This is a genomic window from Nocardia vulneris, assembly GCF_001613425.1.
In the GTDB taxonomy this organism is placed as follows: Bacteria; Actinomycetota; Actinomycetes; order Mycobacteriales; family Mycobacteriaceae; genus Nocardia; species Nocardia vulneris.
On sequence record NZ_BDCI01000047.1, the window covers coordinates 32,398 to 49,146 of the forward strand.

Annotated in this window: 19 protein-coding genes and 1 pseudogene; 15 read left to right on the forward strand and 5 right to left on the reverse strand. The window is 65.0% G+C overall.

Annotated features, from left to right (window positions below; all coding sequences use genetic code 11):
• Window positions 1–132 precede the first annotated feature (132 nt).
• Window positions 133–939: an alpha/beta fold hydrolase gene (locus tag NVU01S_RS38075; RefSeq protein WP_043677899.1), complete on the forward strand. Its 807-nt coding sequence runs from the start codon at window positions 133–135 to the stop codon at window positions 937–939.
• A gap of 113 nt (window positions 940–1,052) precedes the next feature.
• Here the strand turns inward: NVU01S_RS38075 and NVU01S_RS38080 are convergent, their stop codons facing one another.
• Entirely contained in the window at window positions 1,053–1,778 is a 726-nt protein-coding gene (locus tag NVU01S_RS38080) for a TetR/AcrR family transcriptional regulator (protein WP_043677824.1), read from the reverse strand.
• A gap of 102 nt (window positions 1,779–1,880) precedes the next feature.
• Here NVU01S_RS38080 and NVU01S_RS38085 point away from each other — a divergent pair, with 102 nt between their 5' ends.
• From NVU01S_RS38085 to NVU01S_RS43825, 11 genes and pseudogenes are all read left to right on the forward strand, one after another.
• Window positions 1,881–3,005, forward strand: coding sequence for an FAD-dependent oxidoreductase (locus NVU01S_RS38085; RefSeq protein WP_043677826.1), 1,125 nt, complete (start codon window positions 1,881–1,883; stop codon window positions 3,003–3,005).
• A gap of 285 nt (window positions 3,006–3,290) precedes the next feature.
• Complete coding sequence (locus tag NVU01S_RS38090; RefSeq protein WP_043677828.1) at window positions 3,291–3,815, forward strand: metallophosphoesterase family protein; 525 nt, start codon at window positions 3,291–3,293, stop codon at window positions 3,813–3,815.
• 346 nt (window positions 3,816–4,161) lie between these two features.
• Window positions 4,162–4,680 (forward strand): calcium-binding protein, encoded by a 519-nt coding sequence (locus tag NVU01S_RS38095; RefSeq protein WP_043677831.1) that lies wholly within the window; start codon window positions 4,162–4,164, stop codon window positions 4,678–4,680.
• Between the two features lie 327 nt (window positions 4,681–5,007).
• Window positions 5,008–5,991 (forward strand): hypothetical protein, encoded by a 984-nt coding sequence (locus NVU01S_RS38100; protein WP_043677833.1) that lies wholly within the window; start codon window positions 5,008–5,010, stop codon window positions 5,989–5,991.
• 286 nt (window positions 5,992–6,277) lie between these two features.
• Complete coding sequence (locus NVU01S_RS38105; RefSeq protein WP_052281094.1) at window positions 6,278–6,736, forward strand: hypothetical protein; 459 nt, start codon at window positions 6,278–6,280, stop codon at window positions 6,734–6,736.
• A gap of 63 nt (window positions 6,737–6,799) precedes the next feature.
• Window positions 6,800–8,080 carry a sensor histidine kinase gene (locus tag NVU01S_RS38110; protein ID WP_052281095.1) on the forward strand — a complete coding sequence of 427 codons (1,281 nt, stop codon included), beginning with the start codon at window positions 6,800–6,802 and terminating at the stop codon, window positions 8,078–8,080.
• On the forward strand, window positions 8,065–8,724 hold the full coding sequence (locus NVU01S_RS38115) for a response regulator transcription factor (RefSeq protein ID WP_043677839.1): 660 nt from the start codon (window positions 8,065–8,067) through the stop codon (window positions 8,722–8,724). The genes NVU01S_RS38110 and NVU01S_RS38115 overlap by 16 nt, the downstream gene beginning before the upstream one ends.
• Before the next feature lie 76 nt (window positions 8,725–8,800).
• Entirely contained in the window at window positions 8,801–8,947 is a 147-nt protein-coding gene (locus NVU01S_RS44405; protein ID WP_169815270.1) for a hypothetical protein, read from the forward strand.
• A gap of 98 nt (window positions 8,948–9,045) precedes the next feature.
• Window positions 9,046–9,459: pseudogene (locus tag NVU01S_RS45530) on the forward strand (restriction endonuclease fold toxin); the annotation flags it as partial.
• Window positions 9,460–9,548: 89 nt separating this feature from the next.
• A complete protein-coding gene (locus NVU01S_RS45125) occupies window positions 9,549–9,938 on the forward strand; it encodes an immunity 7 family protein (protein ID WP_043677841.1) in 390 nt (129 codons plus the stop codon).
• Between the two features lie 73 nt (window positions 9,939–10,011).
• Window positions 10,012–10,185, forward strand: coding sequence for a hypothetical protein (locus tag NVU01S_RS43825; protein ID WP_156161817.1), 174 nt, complete (start codon window positions 10,012–10,014; stop codon window positions 10,183–10,185).
• A 309-nt stretch (window positions 10,186–10,494) separates the two neighbouring features.
• Here NVU01S_RS43825 and NVU01S_RS38125 read toward each other — a convergent pair whose 3' ends face one another.
• The 4 genes from NVU01S_RS38125 to NVU01S_RS38130 all read right to left on the reverse strand — a co-directional run bounded on the left by NVU01S_RS38125 (window position 10,495) and on the right by NVU01S_RS38130 (window position 13,692).
• The gene (locus NVU01S_RS38125; RefSeq protein WP_280140868.1) at window positions 10,495–11,838 is read right to left on the reverse strand and encodes a cytochrome P450; all 1,344 of its coding nucleotides are present in this window, start codon (window positions 11,836–11,838) and stop codon (window positions 10,495–10,497) included.
• A gap of 405 nt (window positions 11,839–12,243) precedes the next feature.
• Window positions 12,244–12,393 (reverse strand): hypothetical protein, encoded by a 150-nt coding sequence (locus NVU01S_RS45535; RefSeq protein ID WP_373864242.1) that lies wholly within the window; start codon window positions 12,391–12,393, stop codon window positions 12,244–12,246.
• 501 nt (window positions 12,394–12,894) lie between these two features.
• On the reverse strand, window positions 12,895–13,047 hold the full coding sequence (locus tag NVU01S_RS43835; protein WP_156161818.1) for a hypothetical protein: 153 nt from the start codon (window positions 13,045–13,047) through the stop codon (window positions 12,895–12,897).
• A 171-nt stretch (window positions 13,048–13,218) separates the two neighbouring features.
• The gene (locus NVU01S_RS38130) at window positions 13,219–13,692 is read right to left on the reverse strand and encodes a DUF4265 domain-containing protein (protein WP_043677844.1); all 474 of its coding nucleotides are present in this window, start codon (window positions 13,690–13,692) and stop codon (window positions 13,219–13,221) included.
• A 705-nt stretch (window positions 13,693–14,397) separates the two neighbouring features.
• On the opposite strand from NVU01S_RS38130, the gene NVU01S_RS38135 reads away from it, so the two are divergent.
• From NVU01S_RS38135 to NVU01S_RS45540, 3 genes are all read left to right on the forward strand, one after another.
• The gene (locus tag NVU01S_RS38135) at window positions 14,398–14,967 is read left to right on the forward strand and encodes an MspA family porin (protein ID WP_244467428.1); all 570 of its coding nucleotides are present in this window, start codon (window positions 14,398–14,400) and stop codon (window positions 14,965–14,967) included.
• Window positions 14,968–15,028: 61 nt separating this feature from the next.
• Window positions 15,029–15,316: a hypothetical protein gene (locus tag NVU01S_RS38140; protein ID WP_052281096.1), complete on the forward strand. Its 288-nt coding sequence runs from the start codon at window positions 15,029–15,031 to the stop codon at window positions 15,314–15,316.
• A gap of 374 nt (window positions 15,317–15,690) precedes the next feature.
• Window positions 15,691–16,743, forward strand: a complete 1,053-nt coding sequence (locus NVU01S_RS45540) for a polymorphic toxin type 50 domain-containing protein (RefSeq protein WP_373864244.1) — start codon at window positions 15,691–15,693, stop codon at window positions 16,741–16,743.
• Window positions 16,744–16,749 lie beyond the last annotated feature (6 nt).

Below are 16,749 nucleotides of genomic sequence, written 5' to 3' on the forward strand. Positions count from 1 at the left end.
GAACCGTGACCTCAGCCGACGGCACCGTCATCGGCTACACACGGCACGGCGGCGGGCCCCGGGTGGTCCTTGGTCGACATGCTCCGACGGTGACGACCACGCATCGAGAAATGGAGAGAAGCAGTGAACGAGATGACACTCCGTGTGACGTCCGCCGACGGTACGAGGATCGCCTACGACCGGAAAGGCACTGGCCCGGCGGTGATCCTCGTCGGCGGCACCCTAGACGACGGCGCTGAGAACGCGCCGCTGGCCCGGCTCCTTGCCAACCATTTCACGGTTTTCAATTACGCACGACGCGGCCGGGGCGCCAGCGGCAATACACCGCCGTACGCCTTGGCGCGGGAGGTGGAAGACCTCGACGCGCTGATTGCGACAGCCGGCGGCTCAGCGCACGTGTACGGCGCCTCATCTGGCGGCGCCCTCGCGCTGGAGGCAGCAGCGGCAGGTTCGGCGATCGACAAGATCGCGGTGTGGGATGTGCCGTACGTGATCGGGGACGACCTGCGGCCGAGGTTCGACCAGTACCTCGCGGACACCCACGAGGCAGACAAAGCCGGGCGGGACGAGGAGATGCTGGAACTGTTCGTGCGGCTTACCGGCGGACCCGACGCGGACATCGCGGCCGGCAAACAACACCCCTACTGGGCCTCGTCCGTCGCGCTCGCCCACACGCTCGTCAAAGACGCCGTGATCCTCAATGACTACGAGATCCCCACGAACCGACTTGCCCGCATCACTCAGTCGGTCCTGGTAACCACCGAGGGTCCGATCACCGAGCCCCAGATGGCGGGCCTCCCGACCGACTTCTTCGACCGCGCCGCGAAAGCGATAGCCGCTGCCACCCCCCAGACCGAACGACACACGCTCGACGGGCAGGGACACGTCGTCGCCCCCGAACTCATGGCCCGTGTACTGAAGACGTTCTTCAACCAGTAACGCGTCGACTGATCAGGTCGAGACCGTGGGTCGCTTCGGAACGCAGGCCCATCGGCCACGTCAGCATCGGTCGGTGAGCGGCGACTCCTGAGTTCCGGAGTCTCGCCGCGTGCTCAGCCGCCTGCGGACTCCAGATTGTTCACAAGCCGGCCGACAGCGAACTCGAAGCGTTCGTGTCCGGTGCCGGAGATCAGGTCGGCGGCATGGCGTCGGGTCAGCGGAAATTTCTCGGCGGGCAGTGCGGTGAAACGGTCCAGCAGTTCGTCGCGGCTGAGCACCCATTCCTGATCCTGGTGGCGGCGCCGCTGCTGGACCAGCGACTGCTCGAGGGCATAGGCGCTGACGTAGAGGGACAGCGCGTCGCGCGCCCAGGCGGCCGTCCGCGGTTCGACGCCGCCGGTGAGCAGGATCGCCAGGATGCCCTCGCCGACCCGCAGCGTCTCCAGATTGGTCGAGACCGTGGCCAGCGCGGCACGGGAGATGCCGGGGTATCTCAGGTAGAGGTCGCGGATCTGGGCGTAGACCGAGAGCAGCTGCGCACGCCATTCGACCGGATCCGGTTCGGGGAGCACGACTTCGGCGTAGAGCCGGCCGATCAGCAGATCGTCGATGTCGTCCTTGTTGACGATGTGGGCATACAGCGACGACGGACCGGTGCCCAGCACCGCGGCGACCCGCCGGATGGTCAGGGCGTCGTAGCCCTCGGTGGCGACGACCGTCAAGGCGGCCTCGGTGATCCGTTCGGCCGTAATCGGCGTCTTGCGGCGCGCCGACGCGACCGCCTCCGCGGCGGGTTGAGCGTGTCGAGCGGCACGGAGTCGACGGGGATCGGCTGGCATGTCGCTCACTATAGCTTGACACGAACTAAGTTCGCCGAGTAGTTCTTAGATCGTCATAACGAACTAAGTTCGTTTCGTGTGGTTTGTTCGTGGAGGTGAGTGATGCGCGTTTCCATCGCCGGAGCCGGTCTGGGAGGTCTGGCTCTCGCCCAGGGTCTGCGCGGCGCCGGGCTAGAGGCCGAAGTGTTCGAGCGCGATCCGGGCATCGCCGCACGCTTCCAGGGCTACCGGCTCGTGCTGAACGAGATCGGTTTCCGGTCCGTGCGCGACTGCCTGCCGACCCGCTGGCACCCGCTGCTGGACGAGATCGTCATGCCCGCCGCCGCCGAGCAGCTGATCCTGGACCCGCAGCTGAACGAGATCGGCAGGCTCGGCGCGGGCCGGACCGGCATCGTCGTCGACCGGCAGGTGCTGCGACACCTGTTGCTGACCGGTCTCACCGTGCACACCGATGCCGCGCTGACCGGCTACGACGTCCTGGCCGACAGCACGGTCCGAGCCCGGTTCGCGCACCGCGACCCGGCCGCCGCCGATCTGCTCGTCGGCGCGGACGGCGTCACCTCCGCGGTCCGCCGGGTGTTGTCGCCGCAGACCGCCCCGACCGATACCGGCGTCCGGTTCGTCATCGGCCGCACCTCGCTGACCGACGAATTCGCCGGTCTGTCCAAGGCTTACGGCTCGAAGATCAGCGGCGACGGCGTCAGCCTGCTGCTCGGCGCGATGCGCTTCCGCACCCCGCCGCAGCAGGCCGCCGAACAACTGGCTCCCGAAGTCACGCTGCCCGACATCGGCGACTACGTGCGCTGGGCCATGATCCTGCCGCCGAACGACTCGCCGGCAGACGCCACCGCACAGGACGCCGTGCTGTCCAGGATGCCCGGTTGGCACCCGGAACTGCGCGCACTGATCGAACAGGCCGACCCCGACAACACCACTCTGCTGTCCATCCGGGTCATCAAGCCTGGTGCGCGCTGGGCGGTCGGCCCCGTCACGCTGCTCGGCGACGCGATCCACGCCACCTCCCCGACCGGCGGCAACGGCGCGAACACCGCGCTGCGCGATGCCGATCTGCTGCGCCGCTGCCTGATCGAGGCAGAGGAAGGCCGCCGGGATCTGCTCGGCGCCGTCGACGACTACGAGCGGCAGATGTTCGCCTACGGCGCCGAAGCGGTGCGCAGCAGTCTAGAGAAGCTGCCCGCGTTCGCCCCCGAAGCCGCACTGTCCTGAGGCGGCATGCACGCGAAGCTGTCGAAGCTCCACTGGCCCGCCGGCGTGGGCCGAGTCGGCGCACACCGTCGTCGCGCCCGCCGCCGTCTCGCAGAGCCCCTCACCATCGCCGTGCTCGCCAGCACGCCGCACCCAGGCGGAACTGCTCATCCCCGCAAAGGTGCAGCCCCGGCCCTCGAATAGTGCCGGTCGCCCACCCGGTCCGCCCTGCGAGATGAGCCTGCGCCGGCTCGGTGTGGACCGGATAACCCGTCCGGAACGTTTCCGAGTGATACACCGGACACCATGCGGCTGCTCATCATCTCCGACACGCACGTCCCCAAGCGCGCACGCGATCTGCCGGACGTCATCTGGCGTGAGGTGGCCGCAGCCGACGTGGTCGTGCACGCGGGCGACTGGACCGAGGTCGCGTTGCTGGATCGACTCGAGGCGCGCTGCCGACGCCTGATCGGCGTATACGGCAACAACGACGGCGCACAGCTGCAGGCCCGGTTGCCCCTGATCGCCCGCGCCGAGCTGGCCGGGGTGCGGCTGGCAGTCGTGCACGAGACCGGGCCGGCGAAGGGGCGCGAGCAGCGCTGCGCCCGGAACTTCCCGGACACCGACCTATTGGTGTTCGGACACAGCCACATTCCGTGGGACAGCGTCACCGCGACCGGATGCCGGCTGCTCAACCCCGGCTCACCGACGGACCGGCGCAGACAACCACAGCACACCTATCTGACCGCACGCATCCACGCCGGCCGGCTGGATTCGGTTGTCCTGCACCCGATCACGAACAGCTCAGATCGTCGAGTCAACGACGGATGAGGCGGCGGGAGCGATATGGCCCCGCCGCCCGCGCCCCAAGGGCCGACTCGTTGTGCCCCACGTGCCGGCGATCGAGGGACGGACCGTCCGGTGGACCGGAGGTATCGCGAGCAGCCGGCGGGCCGTCTCGGATCGGGACGAACCGCAACGAAATTCGCGAACTCGTCAAACCATCGGCAGCCTGGACACCAGGGCGCCGACGGTTCAGATCCCGCCCTTCGATAACGCAGCGCCCGTACCCGGATATAACTCAGCATTCCCGTCATCACTCAACTTGCGGGTAGCTACGCACTCTTCGCATCGGTAGCACTGTCACCACGACTTCCACCCATCGGAAGGGATCTCGATGAGCCGACATCACATTGCCGCACGCACGCTCCTGGCCGCGCTAGGCACGGCCGCCGCCGTCACCCTGGCCGCACCTGCACACGCCGCCACTACCGTCGGTGTGCGCTTGAACGGAACCGAATTACGCATGTCCGGAAGCGATTTCGCCGACGACATCGAAATCGGTGCCGAGTCCGACGGGCTCACCGTCACCAGTAGAGCGGCCACCATCTTCATCGGCAGCGACTCCGGTTGCGAGCGGATCAACGACTTCAAGGTCCGCTGCCGCGGGGCCACCACCATTCACGCCGAACTCGGTCTCGGAAACGACACTTTCCTCAACGTCACCAACCGGCCCGGTGAGATCAGCGGCAACGTCGGAGCCGACAACATCACCGGCGGAGCCGGCGACGACACCCTGCGCGGCGGCAACGGCAACGACATCCTCGACGGCGCCGGCGGCTTCGACACGGTCATCGGCGGAAACAACTTCGACACCTGCATCGGCGAAAACGAATCCCTGAGCTGCGAAAGCTGAGGCTGTACAGCTCGATGCTCCCGCCCCGCCTACTTCGGCTACGGCCCTTCTCGAAGTGCTCGATGAAGGTTGTTGGCGGCGTTGGTGTTTGGACGAGGTCTCCGGTAGACGGTTTTCAAACCGCCGTACCGTCGCTGCAGGAGAGTCGGCGAATCGTGTCCGTGCCGCGCGGACGAAAGTCGCTGCGCTGGAATAACTGTGGCTTACGACGCGCGGCCCGGCGCGGTGGATGATCATCTTGCCATTCAGCAGAATTGGCACCCAGGATATCCGACAATGGGGAACGTCGGCATTTCACTGCCGACGAGTGGCTAACAGGAGAGCCCCATGGCACAGCTCGAATCCCCGTCCACCGCAATAGATTCCCCCACATCCGGCCGTTCCGCGGCAACGAGTGTTTTCGTCAATGGCTATCCGCCACGGCGGCGCGGCCTGGTCCTACTGCTCGGCGTGCTCGCCGGGTTCCTGCTGACCGTGGCGTGGTCGGCGCCGTTCGTGGACACCACGATCGGTGGCACGGTGGCCGACGGGCTACTCGGCCACGACGCCAAGGAAGCCGCGATCACCAGCATCGGCGCCGGTATCGTGTTCGCGTTCGTCTCCGGGCTGGCCGGCACGTTCACCGCGTGCAATATCGCCGTCTTCGGCGCCGTGGCGCCGCTGGCGGGCAGCGCGGGCGGCTGGTGGAACCGCGCGCAGGCGGTGCTGCGACCGCTGCTGTGGCTGGCCGTCGGCATGGTGGTCGTGTCCGCCGCCTACGGTGTCGTGGTCGGCATCTTCGGGACCGACATGCCGCAATTCGACACCGCGCCGAGCCGGCCCGGCGAGCTGTCGCCGCGGCTGGTCCAGTCCATGGTGGTGTTCGGCGTAATCGGGGTGATCATGACCTATCTCGGGCTGGCCGTCCTCGGTCTGGTGCGCGACCCGTTCGCCCGCATTGCCGCCCGCTTCCCGAACGCACCATTGGTCGTCTTCGGCGGCCTGATCGGCGCCTTCCTCATCGGACGCCCGTTCCCCTTGTTCCGCAAGCTGTTTCGCGATGCCGCCGAAGAAGGCAACATCCTCTACGCCGCGAGCGCCTTCGTCCTGCAGTCCCTCGGCAACATCGCCATCCTCGCCGTCCTCCTCATCCTGACCGTCCTCGTCGGCGGACGCCTGCAACGCTGGTTCCAAGCCGACCCACGCCGCGTCAGCATCCTCAGTGCCACCGCCCTACTCACCGTCGGCGTCTTCACCTTCCTCTACTGGGACGTGCGCCTGCTCGCCATGCGCGACATCATCCCGTGGTATCCGGTGGCGCCCTGGGTGTAGTCCTTTCCGCGGAGCCCGGCGCACGGATGCTTCCTCGCGCCGGGCCAGACCCGATACCCGGCGCAATCCATGCCGAGACAGTGCCTCCGGGAATCGATCGTTTGTTGGACACCGGCCCGGCCGGACCGAATCGACAGGACAACCACGCCGACGCACTGTCCAAGAAGCGTGTCGAAAACGCTTAGTGTCCAACAACTCGGAGAGCTGGGGCTGGTGGGTCTAGCCCCACCAGCTTGTGGGTCTAGACCTGTGTTGCATCGCTGTTGGTCTTCGTAGCGTCGTTGGCATGACGAACTCGAGAGACCCGAAGAAACTGCGCAACAGTGACTCTGCGGTGGCGGTGTCGCCGAACGATACTGGTGCCCAACACGTCTTCGGCATGGTGAAGGCGTGCATCGTGATCTTCGGTGTGATCAGTGCCGTGGTCTTGGCGACGGTGGCCGCGATCGCAGTGGCTCATGGCCTGGTGAATACGTTCATGTGGGTTCGAGCCGGTCTTCTGCTTCTCGCTGCTCCGCTGTTCTACCGGCTGGCTGTACATGCGTCGCGGGGAGAGTGGAAGAGCTTGGAGCGCTTGCGCATCGTGACGACGATCGTGCCGATCGCGATCGTCGTGGTTGACTTGATTCCGGGTGTCTGCCCGGTGTGGTACGCGGGGATGCAGGCGGTGTCGGCAGTGCCGCTGATCGCGATTGCCGTCCGCACCCGACGCGTCATGCAGACCGCTTTGCCGGCGGGGGCCTGAGCCGCCGTGACTCCTCGGGCAGGCAAGATGGCGCACAGGCGATCCTTGGGAAGGAGGGGGCTCGTGCGACGGTCGAGTTCGTGGTTGGGGGCGGCAGTCGGCGGGTTCGCCAAGGCGGCGGTGCTCGCAGCGGCGGCAGTGATTCTCCCAGCGCTGTCCCTCGCCCCGGCCGTGGCCTCCGCGTTGCTGGGTTCTGCATGGTCGTGGCGCAACCCGTGGTCGTGGGTGGGCGTGCTGATGTTCTTTGTTCCGCTCGCCTTGGTGTTCGCGCGGCGGCTCGGCGCGTTGTTCCGTCGGCTCGTCGCCCGGTGGTGCGGCATCGTGATCGAGGACGGCTACCGACGGCCGGAGACCGCGCCAGCGCCCGTGCGGTTGTCGACCGGGTACTGGTGGAACGGCCACTCCTATGAGCGCAGCCGCCGTGACGCAGAGGCAGATCAGCAGTGGCGTCGACGGATCGGCGATCCGGCGTATCGGCGGGACGTGCGGTGGGTGGTGATCGCAGCCGTCCTCGTGGGACCGGTGTGCGCTGTGCCGGTGGCTGCGCTGGCCGGTGCCGTGATCGCGTTCGCTCATCCGACGTCGGCCTCCGTCATAGTGGGAGTTCTGCTCGTGGCGGTCGCCGTCGCCAGCGCACCCTATGCCTGGCGGATCGTCGGCCCGCTCGCGCACCGATGGCTACGACTGTCCGAACACGCCGCTACCGCAGAACGCATGCGGGAGTTGGAGTTGCAGCGCGCGGACTTGACCACGGCGCAGGCCGCCGAGATCCGCCGCATCGAGCGTGACCTGCACGACGGTGCGCAGGCTCGCCTGGTCGCGGTGGGGTTGTCCCTCGCGACCGCGGAGAAGCTGATGGATCACGACCCGGCGCGCGCCAGAGCACTCCTGCGCGAAGCGCGGGAAGGCACGTCGAGCTCGCTGGCCGAGCTGCGCGAGCTCGTGCGCGGCGTCAACCCGCCGGTGCTCGTCGAGCGGGGAGTGGTCGAGGCGATCCGTGCGCTGGCCCTCGACAGTCCGGTCGACGTCCGCGTCGAGGCTCCCGACCGGATACGGCTGGACGTCCCGGTCGAGGCCGCTGTCTATTTCGCCGTCGCCGAACTGCTGGCCAACGCGGCGAAACACGCGCCTTCCGGGCACGTACAGGTCCGCATCCGAGATCGTGGCCGGGCCGTCGAGGTGGATGTCGACGATGATGGCCCCGGCGGCGCCGAAGTCGTTCCCGGCGGTGGGCTCGACGGCATCCGCAGGCGCCTTGCCGCATTCGACGGAGTTCTCACCCTGACCAGCCCGGCGGGCGGCCCGACACAGGCCAGAATGGTGGTGCCATGCGAATCGTCGTAGCCGAAGATCTCTACCTACTTCGCGACGGCATCGTCCGGCTGCTGGATGCGTACGGTCACGAGATCGTGGCAACGGCCGCGACCGGCCCTGAAGCGCTGCACGCCATGCTCACCCAGCGCCCGGATATCGCGATCGTCGATGTCCGGATGCCACCGACGAACACCGATGAAGGCCTCACCGCAGCGCTCAGCGCGCGCAAACAGATCCCGGGCCTGCCGGTGCTCATCCTGTCCCAGCATGTTGAGCAGTTGTACGCCCGCGAACTGCTCGCCGACCACGCAGGCGGTGTCGGATATCTCCTGAAGGACAGCGTGTTCGATGCCGAACAGTTCATCGACGCACTCGAACGTGTCGCCGCGGGTGGCACCGCGCTCGATCCCGCGGTCGTGACGAAGCTGCTCGCCCGCCCGACGGCCGCCACAAAGCTCGCCCAGCTCACCGAGCGGGAACGATCCGTCCTCGCGCTCATGGCCCAGGGGCTCTCCAACAGCGCGATCGCGAGCCGCCTATTCCTCAGCGAAAGCGCGATAAGCAAGTACACGACCACGACGTTCGACAAACTCGGCATCCAGGAGGACGGCACCGCCAACCGACGCGTGCTCGCCGTTCTCGCCTACCTCAACGACAGCACCAGAGGTAGCTGATCCACTCCTGGCCGTTGCTCACTGGTCCTTCGCACACCGTCTTCGGAAGATTTGTGGTGGGCGGAGGCTCGGCCGCATGAGACGGCGCGTCGCCGAATCGGGTAGACAACGTCGCCCCAGAGCAGTTCGGGCCGCCGCCGACCAGCAGGACCTCGACACGGGCGGGCAGGACGTCGAGGCGGGCAGTGAATCTGTTGCGCCCGAGCAGTTCTCGCCCGCATAGGGAGTCAATTGCTTCGGGCGAGGAAGGAATACGGTCACGTCAGCTCCGATGCGGCTGGGGCCGGCCGGGCCGTCGAGCCGGGGACAGCGAGCAGGGCAATGAACGGCAGCGCCAGCACCGCCAGCGGAGGCGGCGACAAGGGCGGATCCCGTTCCCAAGAAGGTGGCCCGAACCGCGGTGACACCCCGAACCGTCCCTCAGGCGAGCAACCCAACGCCCCTGACGATCCGCCGAAGGGCCAGCAGTACTCGGGAGATCTCCAGAAAGTCGACAATTCATACGCGGACAAACTGGCCGAACGCATCGGTGGCCAGTCGCGAATGAAGTTCGGCAACGACCCCAGCGGGCGAGAATTCGACGTCGTCAGAGACGAATTCGACGGACAAGCAAAACCGGGCGGACAGCAACTCGGTTCAGCATTCAGAAATCAGGGCAAGGAGTCCTTTGAAGCAGCGCAAGCGACTGGCCGTAAGGTGTACTACCATTTCGACGGTGAACCAGGGCCAGGCGTGATCACCAAGCTGTACGAATACTCAGCACGGTACAGTATCGAAGTTTGTCATCGACACCACTCCGTTCTGACCCGCGACCAGGAGGACGAGTGTTCGAATACCACGGATGGCTCACCGTTCAATACGACGTCGAGTACGACGACCATGCCCAGCTCGAATCGACATACCAGGCCGTGGAGGCTCGGCTCGACGTCTTCGATACCGGTAGCGGTCTCGTCGACCTCCGGTACGTCAACGGTAAAATCCAACTTCATTTCGCTGGATACACAAACCACCCACACTGGAACGTACTGGACGGCTTCAAAGAAGTCGGCGGCATAGCGCCAGGGTCGTTCGGTACCCTCTGGATAAGGAATGATGAAGACCCGAAACTCTACAACGAGTTTCAAATATTTGTCATGTGCCGCGGCAATACAACAACACAGAACGATACCCTTCTGTCCCCCTGCGTTCCACTGATCGAGAACCAGGACGAATAATGATGGCGCCTATCGCGACAGGCCGACCATCGCCCTGGCGATCGTCGAGCAGCTTCTTCGAAATCGAGCGCGATTGGGCCGGTGGCGGGATGAACTGCTCGGCATCGAGGTCGTCACCCCGGAGTCCAGCTACGTCTGGCAGTACAACAACGCCGACCGGTTCACCGTCGGCACGATCGCCGAGTCGCACTTCGACATCGGCCAATCCCGTTCTGTCCTATGGGATCGCCGCGCTGAAGCCGCGTAACTCCTCGCCGCGCAGATCGACCACGCCCGTTTGCCCTGTGGCCCAGCAAGATAATGTGCCGTTCCTGCTAGAACCGTTTCACATACTCGCAACTCACGATTCGCCCGATGCCTGGCGCAGGCGGAGTCGCGCCGATGCCGAAACCCCTTCGCATCAACCAGATTCGCGCCACCTTGACCCTTGGGCGTGCGTCGTGAACGCCTGGGCCAGTCCCAGTCGTCATGGTAGGCGATCACGAAACATGCAGAGCAAGCGGCAGCTTCGACCGTCGAGCTTAACCTAACCCGCGTTTGCCCAGTGCCGCTTCGTTCAGGTCTCAGCCCTTCGAGTTGCGCCTTCGGACCTGGCAGGACGTGGTGCGCGTGCGGTGGCCTGCATCCGCAATTGTCGAGGTTGCGGCACGACAGCCAAGGTCGGCCTGGTGTCGGTACCGGGAAGCATCTGCAGACTCCATCGACCAGCGATGGTCGCCAACGCCAAAGTTGCCTCCGTCAAGGCGAATTGGTCACCGATACATTTTCGGGCTCCAGTGGCAAAGGGCAGCATCGCATGACGCGACGGTGGAGCGGGGAGGTCAGGGTCGAACCGGTCGGGGTCGAACCGCTCGGGCTCGGGGTAGAGGTCGGCGCGGTGGTGGATCAGATACGAGCTGTAGATGACGGTGGTACCGGCCGCGAGTGAGTAGCTGCCGAGTTCGGTGTCCTCGGTGACCGTCCGCGTCTGCAGCCACGCGGGTGGACGTAAACGTAAGACCTCGTTGAGCACTTGGGCGGTGAACTGAAGGTTCGGCAAGTCTTCGGGGCCTGCGGGTCGGCCGGCGAGCGCGGTGTCGACTTCTGCGTGTAATCGGGCAGCGAACTCCGGATGCTGGTCGAGCAGGATCAGCGCCCACGCCAGTGTCGCGGCGCTGGTGTCGGTGCCTGCGAAGAAGAAGGTGAGCACCTGATCGACGATTTCCTCGTCACTCAACTGCCCGCCTCCGGCGCTGTCATGGGCAAAGAGCAACGCGGAGAACAGATCACCGTGATCGACTCCCTCAGCGCGACGAGCCGCCACAAGCTCGCCGAGGAGGGCCCGCGCCTCGGCTGCCGCTTCGATGCAGGCTCGATTGCCGATGATCGGCCACCGGCGCAGCCACACCGGCAGGACGGCCTGACGCATATTCCCCGCGAAGACAACCTCGACGTCATGCAGCAGCCGCTGTTGGGTTTCCTCGGTGATCGCCTGCCCGAACAGCGCCGCTGCGATCACGCGGGCGGCGAAGGTGTGCAGGTCGGTTTTCACGTCGACAGCCTGACCGTCACGCCAAGAGTCGACCATTTCAGCTATCTTCTCCCCCATCACCGGCGCGTATGCAGTGATACGTCTCGAATGAAACGCGGGCTGCAGCAGGCGTCGTTGCCGACGATGCTTGGCATGCGGACACGTCGCCAAGCCGTCGCCAACCAGTTCTCGGCCGCCGTCGTACAGTGCCCCGCCCTTGTCGAAGATTCGGTCGTGAAGCAGTACTTGCCGAGTCAGTTCGAGATCGCAGACCACCACAGCGGACACCGGTCCGAGTCCGATACTCACCACATCGCCGTACGCAGGAAGAGAAGCCATGAATCCCAGGGGATCCCGCAGTAGCGGCACCAGATGCCCCAGCACAGGCAACCGCTGCGGTGCTACCGCTATCGCCGCACCACTGCGCCGTCCCTCAGTGCCCGTGGTTGCGCCGAGTCCTGCCGGACCGCCCTCTGATGTCCGACGAATCCTCTTTGATACCCGCCGAATTGGCGACCGTTCGCCCATGACCAACTCCCCTCCACCGCAAGTCGGACTTCCCGCCATTGTCCGCCAAGCCCGACCGCAGCACTACTACCCGCACGGGTGGACTGTCACCGACTACGCGCGCCCCGAGCGTCACTCGGACTCGCCCGGATCGAAGCCCGTTTCCGAGGCAAGCTTGGCGGCAAGCCGACGCCCCGGTGGCACGAACCGGACGAAATGGTGGCAGGGCCTCGGGCATTGGTCACGAACCGTAGGCGCCAGACCTTACAGGCAACGACTGATCATGGGTCATTTGTGGCCGTGGTGTTCAGCGGGTTCGGCGAAGGCCGCATCGACGGATGCGGTGTCGGTGACCACGCAGCGAACGCCGAGGAGCCCTTCGTGGTCGGCCGCCGTCGCGGCGGGCACCGCGACAGCGTCGAGCAGCGGCGCCAGCAACGGCCTGCCCGGGCGTGAGCAGCACAGCCAGGCCGTGAGCGTGCCCAGCGGCGGCCAGATGAACTTTGCTCGTCAGCCCGCCGTGGGACCGACCGATCGCATGATCGGCGGGTTCATAACCTGTCTTGGCTCGTTGTGATGCTGGTCGTGGCTCGTCGATGATCTGGGCGATCGCAGACCCATCCCAAGTCCGCACACTGGCCTAGGCAACGCCGATGAGTGACCAGGGCGTCGTCCGGGAGTGGCGTCTCGAGGAGGGGTGGGGTGTCATTGATGCTCCGAGCGTTCCAGGTGGATGCTGGGTCTCGTTCGCCGCGTTGAAGTTCGAGCGTCGAAACCTCGACAACGGTCAGCGGGTGGAATTCGAGTGGGAGCCTGCCGAACAGGACGGGTATGACTTTCGTGCCGTGCGTGTCTGGCCCGAGGGTGCCGCACCCGTCGAACCATAGACCCGGCAGGCAGGTCAAGGCATGACCATGGCCGCCTGGGATATCGATCCCATCACCAACCAGCGACACCAGATAGACGAATAGAAACAACGAACGTTCGATGCAAGGGCGCAGGCATCACCTCCGGCATAACCGGCGGCTGGTTGTCGGCGGCCTCGGCAGCAGCCAGCCGCAGCGCGCGTTTGCTCACTTCGACCACCGGCACGGCCTTCCAAATCCCTTGGCTCGCAATCTAACAGCGCGAGCACATCGACAGGAACGCGCAGCATTCGATCACATACCCCGCCGGCAGAGTGATGGATTCACTGACATTCTCGTGCAGCCCGGCCACTGACATTTTCGTGCGGCATCACAAGCGCGGTACAGCAACCAGCGGTCAGGCGTTCCACCATTCATCGGTTCCGTACCCGACCTCGTAGTGCCACCATCCCGACTCCGTCCCGTGCGCCAAAAGCTCCTTGATCCCAGCGAAATCGGCGCCAGCAGGGACCGTGAACGCCACCATGGGGAAGTCCTTGCTGTACACCTCACCTCCGAGCTTGAACCCCGACAGTCGTTGATGCACCGCCTCAGGGCTCCGCCCGAGCGGCCCGGTAGGGACAGGTACGACACGGATCGTGCAATTGCCAGAAGAACTGACGCGATCAACTGCCCAATGACGCCCGTCGGAGTCTGTCCGGAATCGCACAACGTCACCCTCAGCCACTCCGCCCGCTAGGAGCGGGCTGTTCTGAACGACCGCCGTGCCCTCCCCAATCCTCCTCGCCCACATGCCTTCGTGTTCGTACTGGTGCCACTCATCACGCGGCAGGAAGAACCACACTTTGATCATGTCGACACCACGCTCCATAGCCACCCATCATGCTCTGGTGGCCGGATATTCAGCACCGCTGGATCTGGACTCGCCGTCGGCGGTTCGAACGGCGACCCGCACGGCCACGGACTGGACGGCCCGTCCGCTGACGCGAATTCAGAGGCGGGAGTAGCCAAATTCGGGGATGTGGATGAAGCGAGCCTCTCTTTACTGCTGAGCCTCGCGATGGTGCTCCCAGCACGCGAAGATAGAACGAGCACACCGAAGCGGCCGTCGCTGAACCCGGCCAGGGACGTTAGCCTCTCGCGTCACTGCGCGGTCCGACCTTGGTGAAGCAGAAGGGCTGTATCCGGCGCCGACGACAGCGGACCGAGCCCCTGACTACTTCGAAGCGGCACGTATAGAGGCGAGCTCGGCTCGTGATCGAAGGTAACGGGCGCAGCGTGATCGAAACCATAAAACGGTAGTTGAGAGCTCGACTACCCACCGCTTGCAGGGTTGGTCGTGTGTCTAGATGGTGAACGGGTGATAACGGCGACTGTCAGAACGCTGCGAATGGTTGCTGAAAGTTAGCTTATGGGTTTTCCTTGTTCACGCGGGGAACCTCCGCACTTGCGCAAGGGGGATCGTGAACGTGACAAGGAATGCAGCCCAGTGAAAAATGTCGCGCATCGGCGCAAGACCTTGATGGCAACAACCGCGATCTTATCGGTAGCAGTGGGATTGCTATCGACCGCGGGGATGGCATCTGCGGATGCGGTGGCCGACAAGTCTCGGACGGTCGGCACCGATGACGGGTGGACGTTGACGGTGACCAAGACGTCGGAGACGTTGGATCGCTACCCGAATCTCGCCGCGACCATGTTCACCCGTGAGGGTTTCGTCTCGCTCAAGGCCATTGCCGAGATCGCCGGTACCGGGAACAAGCCGGTCAGTTCGGGCCAGGTCAGCTTCGGCTATCAGGTCGGCTGCCAGATCGACGTATCCAGCGGTCTGACAACAAGTCTCGGCTTCTCGATGGGCCCCAACGCGTCGGTCAACATCTCCTACCCGCCCAGTGTCAGCCTGGGCGTGAACGCTTCGGTGAACCCGAACGTGAGCACCACCCTCAAGCCCGGCTCCATCGCCACCATCGAATTCGGTCGCAAGCAACTCGCTTCCGGCCGCGCGTCCATCGCGATGGACCAGGTCGAGGTCAAGGTCGACGCCTGCATGGGCCCGGTCTCGTTGCGTTCCTTCGCCACCGCCACCATGTCGACTTCGACCGCGGACAACACCACCACCGCCTACGGCGACCCCATCTGGCTCTGACATTGCACCCCAATAGATTTGGCGGTCGCCGCAGGACGATCGAGGCCGAGAAAGGCGCACGATGACCGACACCACTCCTTCCGCCGAGTCAGCCGCAGCACACCGAGCGCAACCCACGGTCCAGCCGATGAATCCCACCGCGGTGGCCGTCGGGGCACTTGTGCTCGGACTGCTGTTGCTGATCGTGGCGTTCGCGAACCTTGACCGGATGCCCGGCTGGGCCGACGACTACGGATCCGTGTTGGTCTATCTGGCGTTCTTTCTCTATATGTCCATCGCTGGTCGCCTAACCTGGTGGGCCATCGACACCCTGCGCGAGCAGGTCGGCAACCGACAAAAGCGCCAATGAGGACACAACTCGCGCGCTATGCCGCGCTGCCCGTGGCCACCGGCGCGCTCGGGCTCGGAATCTGGGCCATCACTGTTGTGTCCGCAACGCCCCCGGCCGCAGCCCAGGACTACGTGCCGTGCGAGCAGTGGCAGGCCATGCACCCGGGCTGGCCGTGTATCGACACCCCGACAGTCCCCCCGGTGCCGCCGGGTGGCCCGTCCACCTCGCCGCCGCTGCCCTCGCAAACACCGGGCTTGCCGTCTCAGTCGGGTGCTGGTGGCGGGATCGGCGCGGGCGCGCTGACTCCACCGGCTATGCCGCAGGGCAACGGCGCACCGATCGTCGCGGTCCCCGGAGCGGAAACACCCGCGCTGCCGGGCAATCAGGTCCCCATGACGCAACCCGTACCCGCGATTCCGTGGCCGAGCGGCGAGATACCCGCGCCAGGCTCGGGATCCGAACCACCGCAAACTCCGAACCCGGCGGCCGCCGAAGCGCCAATACCTCCTAACGCAGTGGCGCCACCAACGGTCATCAGCTCTGTACCACCGCCCGAGGTGAAGGTTCCAGCATCATCGTCGAGCTCGGGAAATGGCGACTTGGATCCGCGTCTTTTAGCGTTGACGGTAGTCGGGGCAACGGCATTCGCCGCACAAGCTACTAGGTCGCCGAGCAGAAACGGGGGTGTGAAATTCGTCAGCGGCCCCGTCGGTCCTGTCCAGCAAGCACCGTCGTCCCCTGATGGGCCGACACAGCCATCGGTAGCAAACACGATAATATTGTTCCCGTCGACACGGGCCGAAGTAGTTCCCAAAAGGCCACCATCTTCGCCCGTACTCTCCGACGGCGAAGTCCGGTTTGTTCCTGACAAACCCGGCTCGGAAACTGGCGCAATAATAATCGGCCGCGAAGAAGTTGGTCCACCGGGATCAATATCGACTTCTACCGGATATGATGTTTGGGTCGATGATCGGTATCAGCATGTCGACGCCATACAATCTGGGCCGGGTCTCTATCCCGCACGGATCGAGGGTGTGCGCTCAGGCTCGACCGTGCGCATCGAACAAACCGTTGTCACAACATGGACAGACCGTCGCGGCACGAACCGTGTCGAAACCGACTTCGACACGACAGTATCGCCCTATGCGCCCAGATTGAATCAGGGAAAGCAGGACAAACATATTCCAGGTACCAACAACTACATACCAGGAAAGAGCATATGGACGGACCCTGATCCACAAGGACTGCTCGATAGATATTGCGGTACCGGACAGCAGGCCACGCCAAAGTTCGATATCCCTACGCCAGGCTCGAAAGAGCGAGTAGATTTCGGCAAAGTAGTCGGACAGTACTACGATAGCAACACGGGGCAGTACGTCCCGACGACAAAAGGTATGATCATCTACTCCAGCACGGGCGAGCATATAATCCCCGCAGCCCCGTAGTCCATC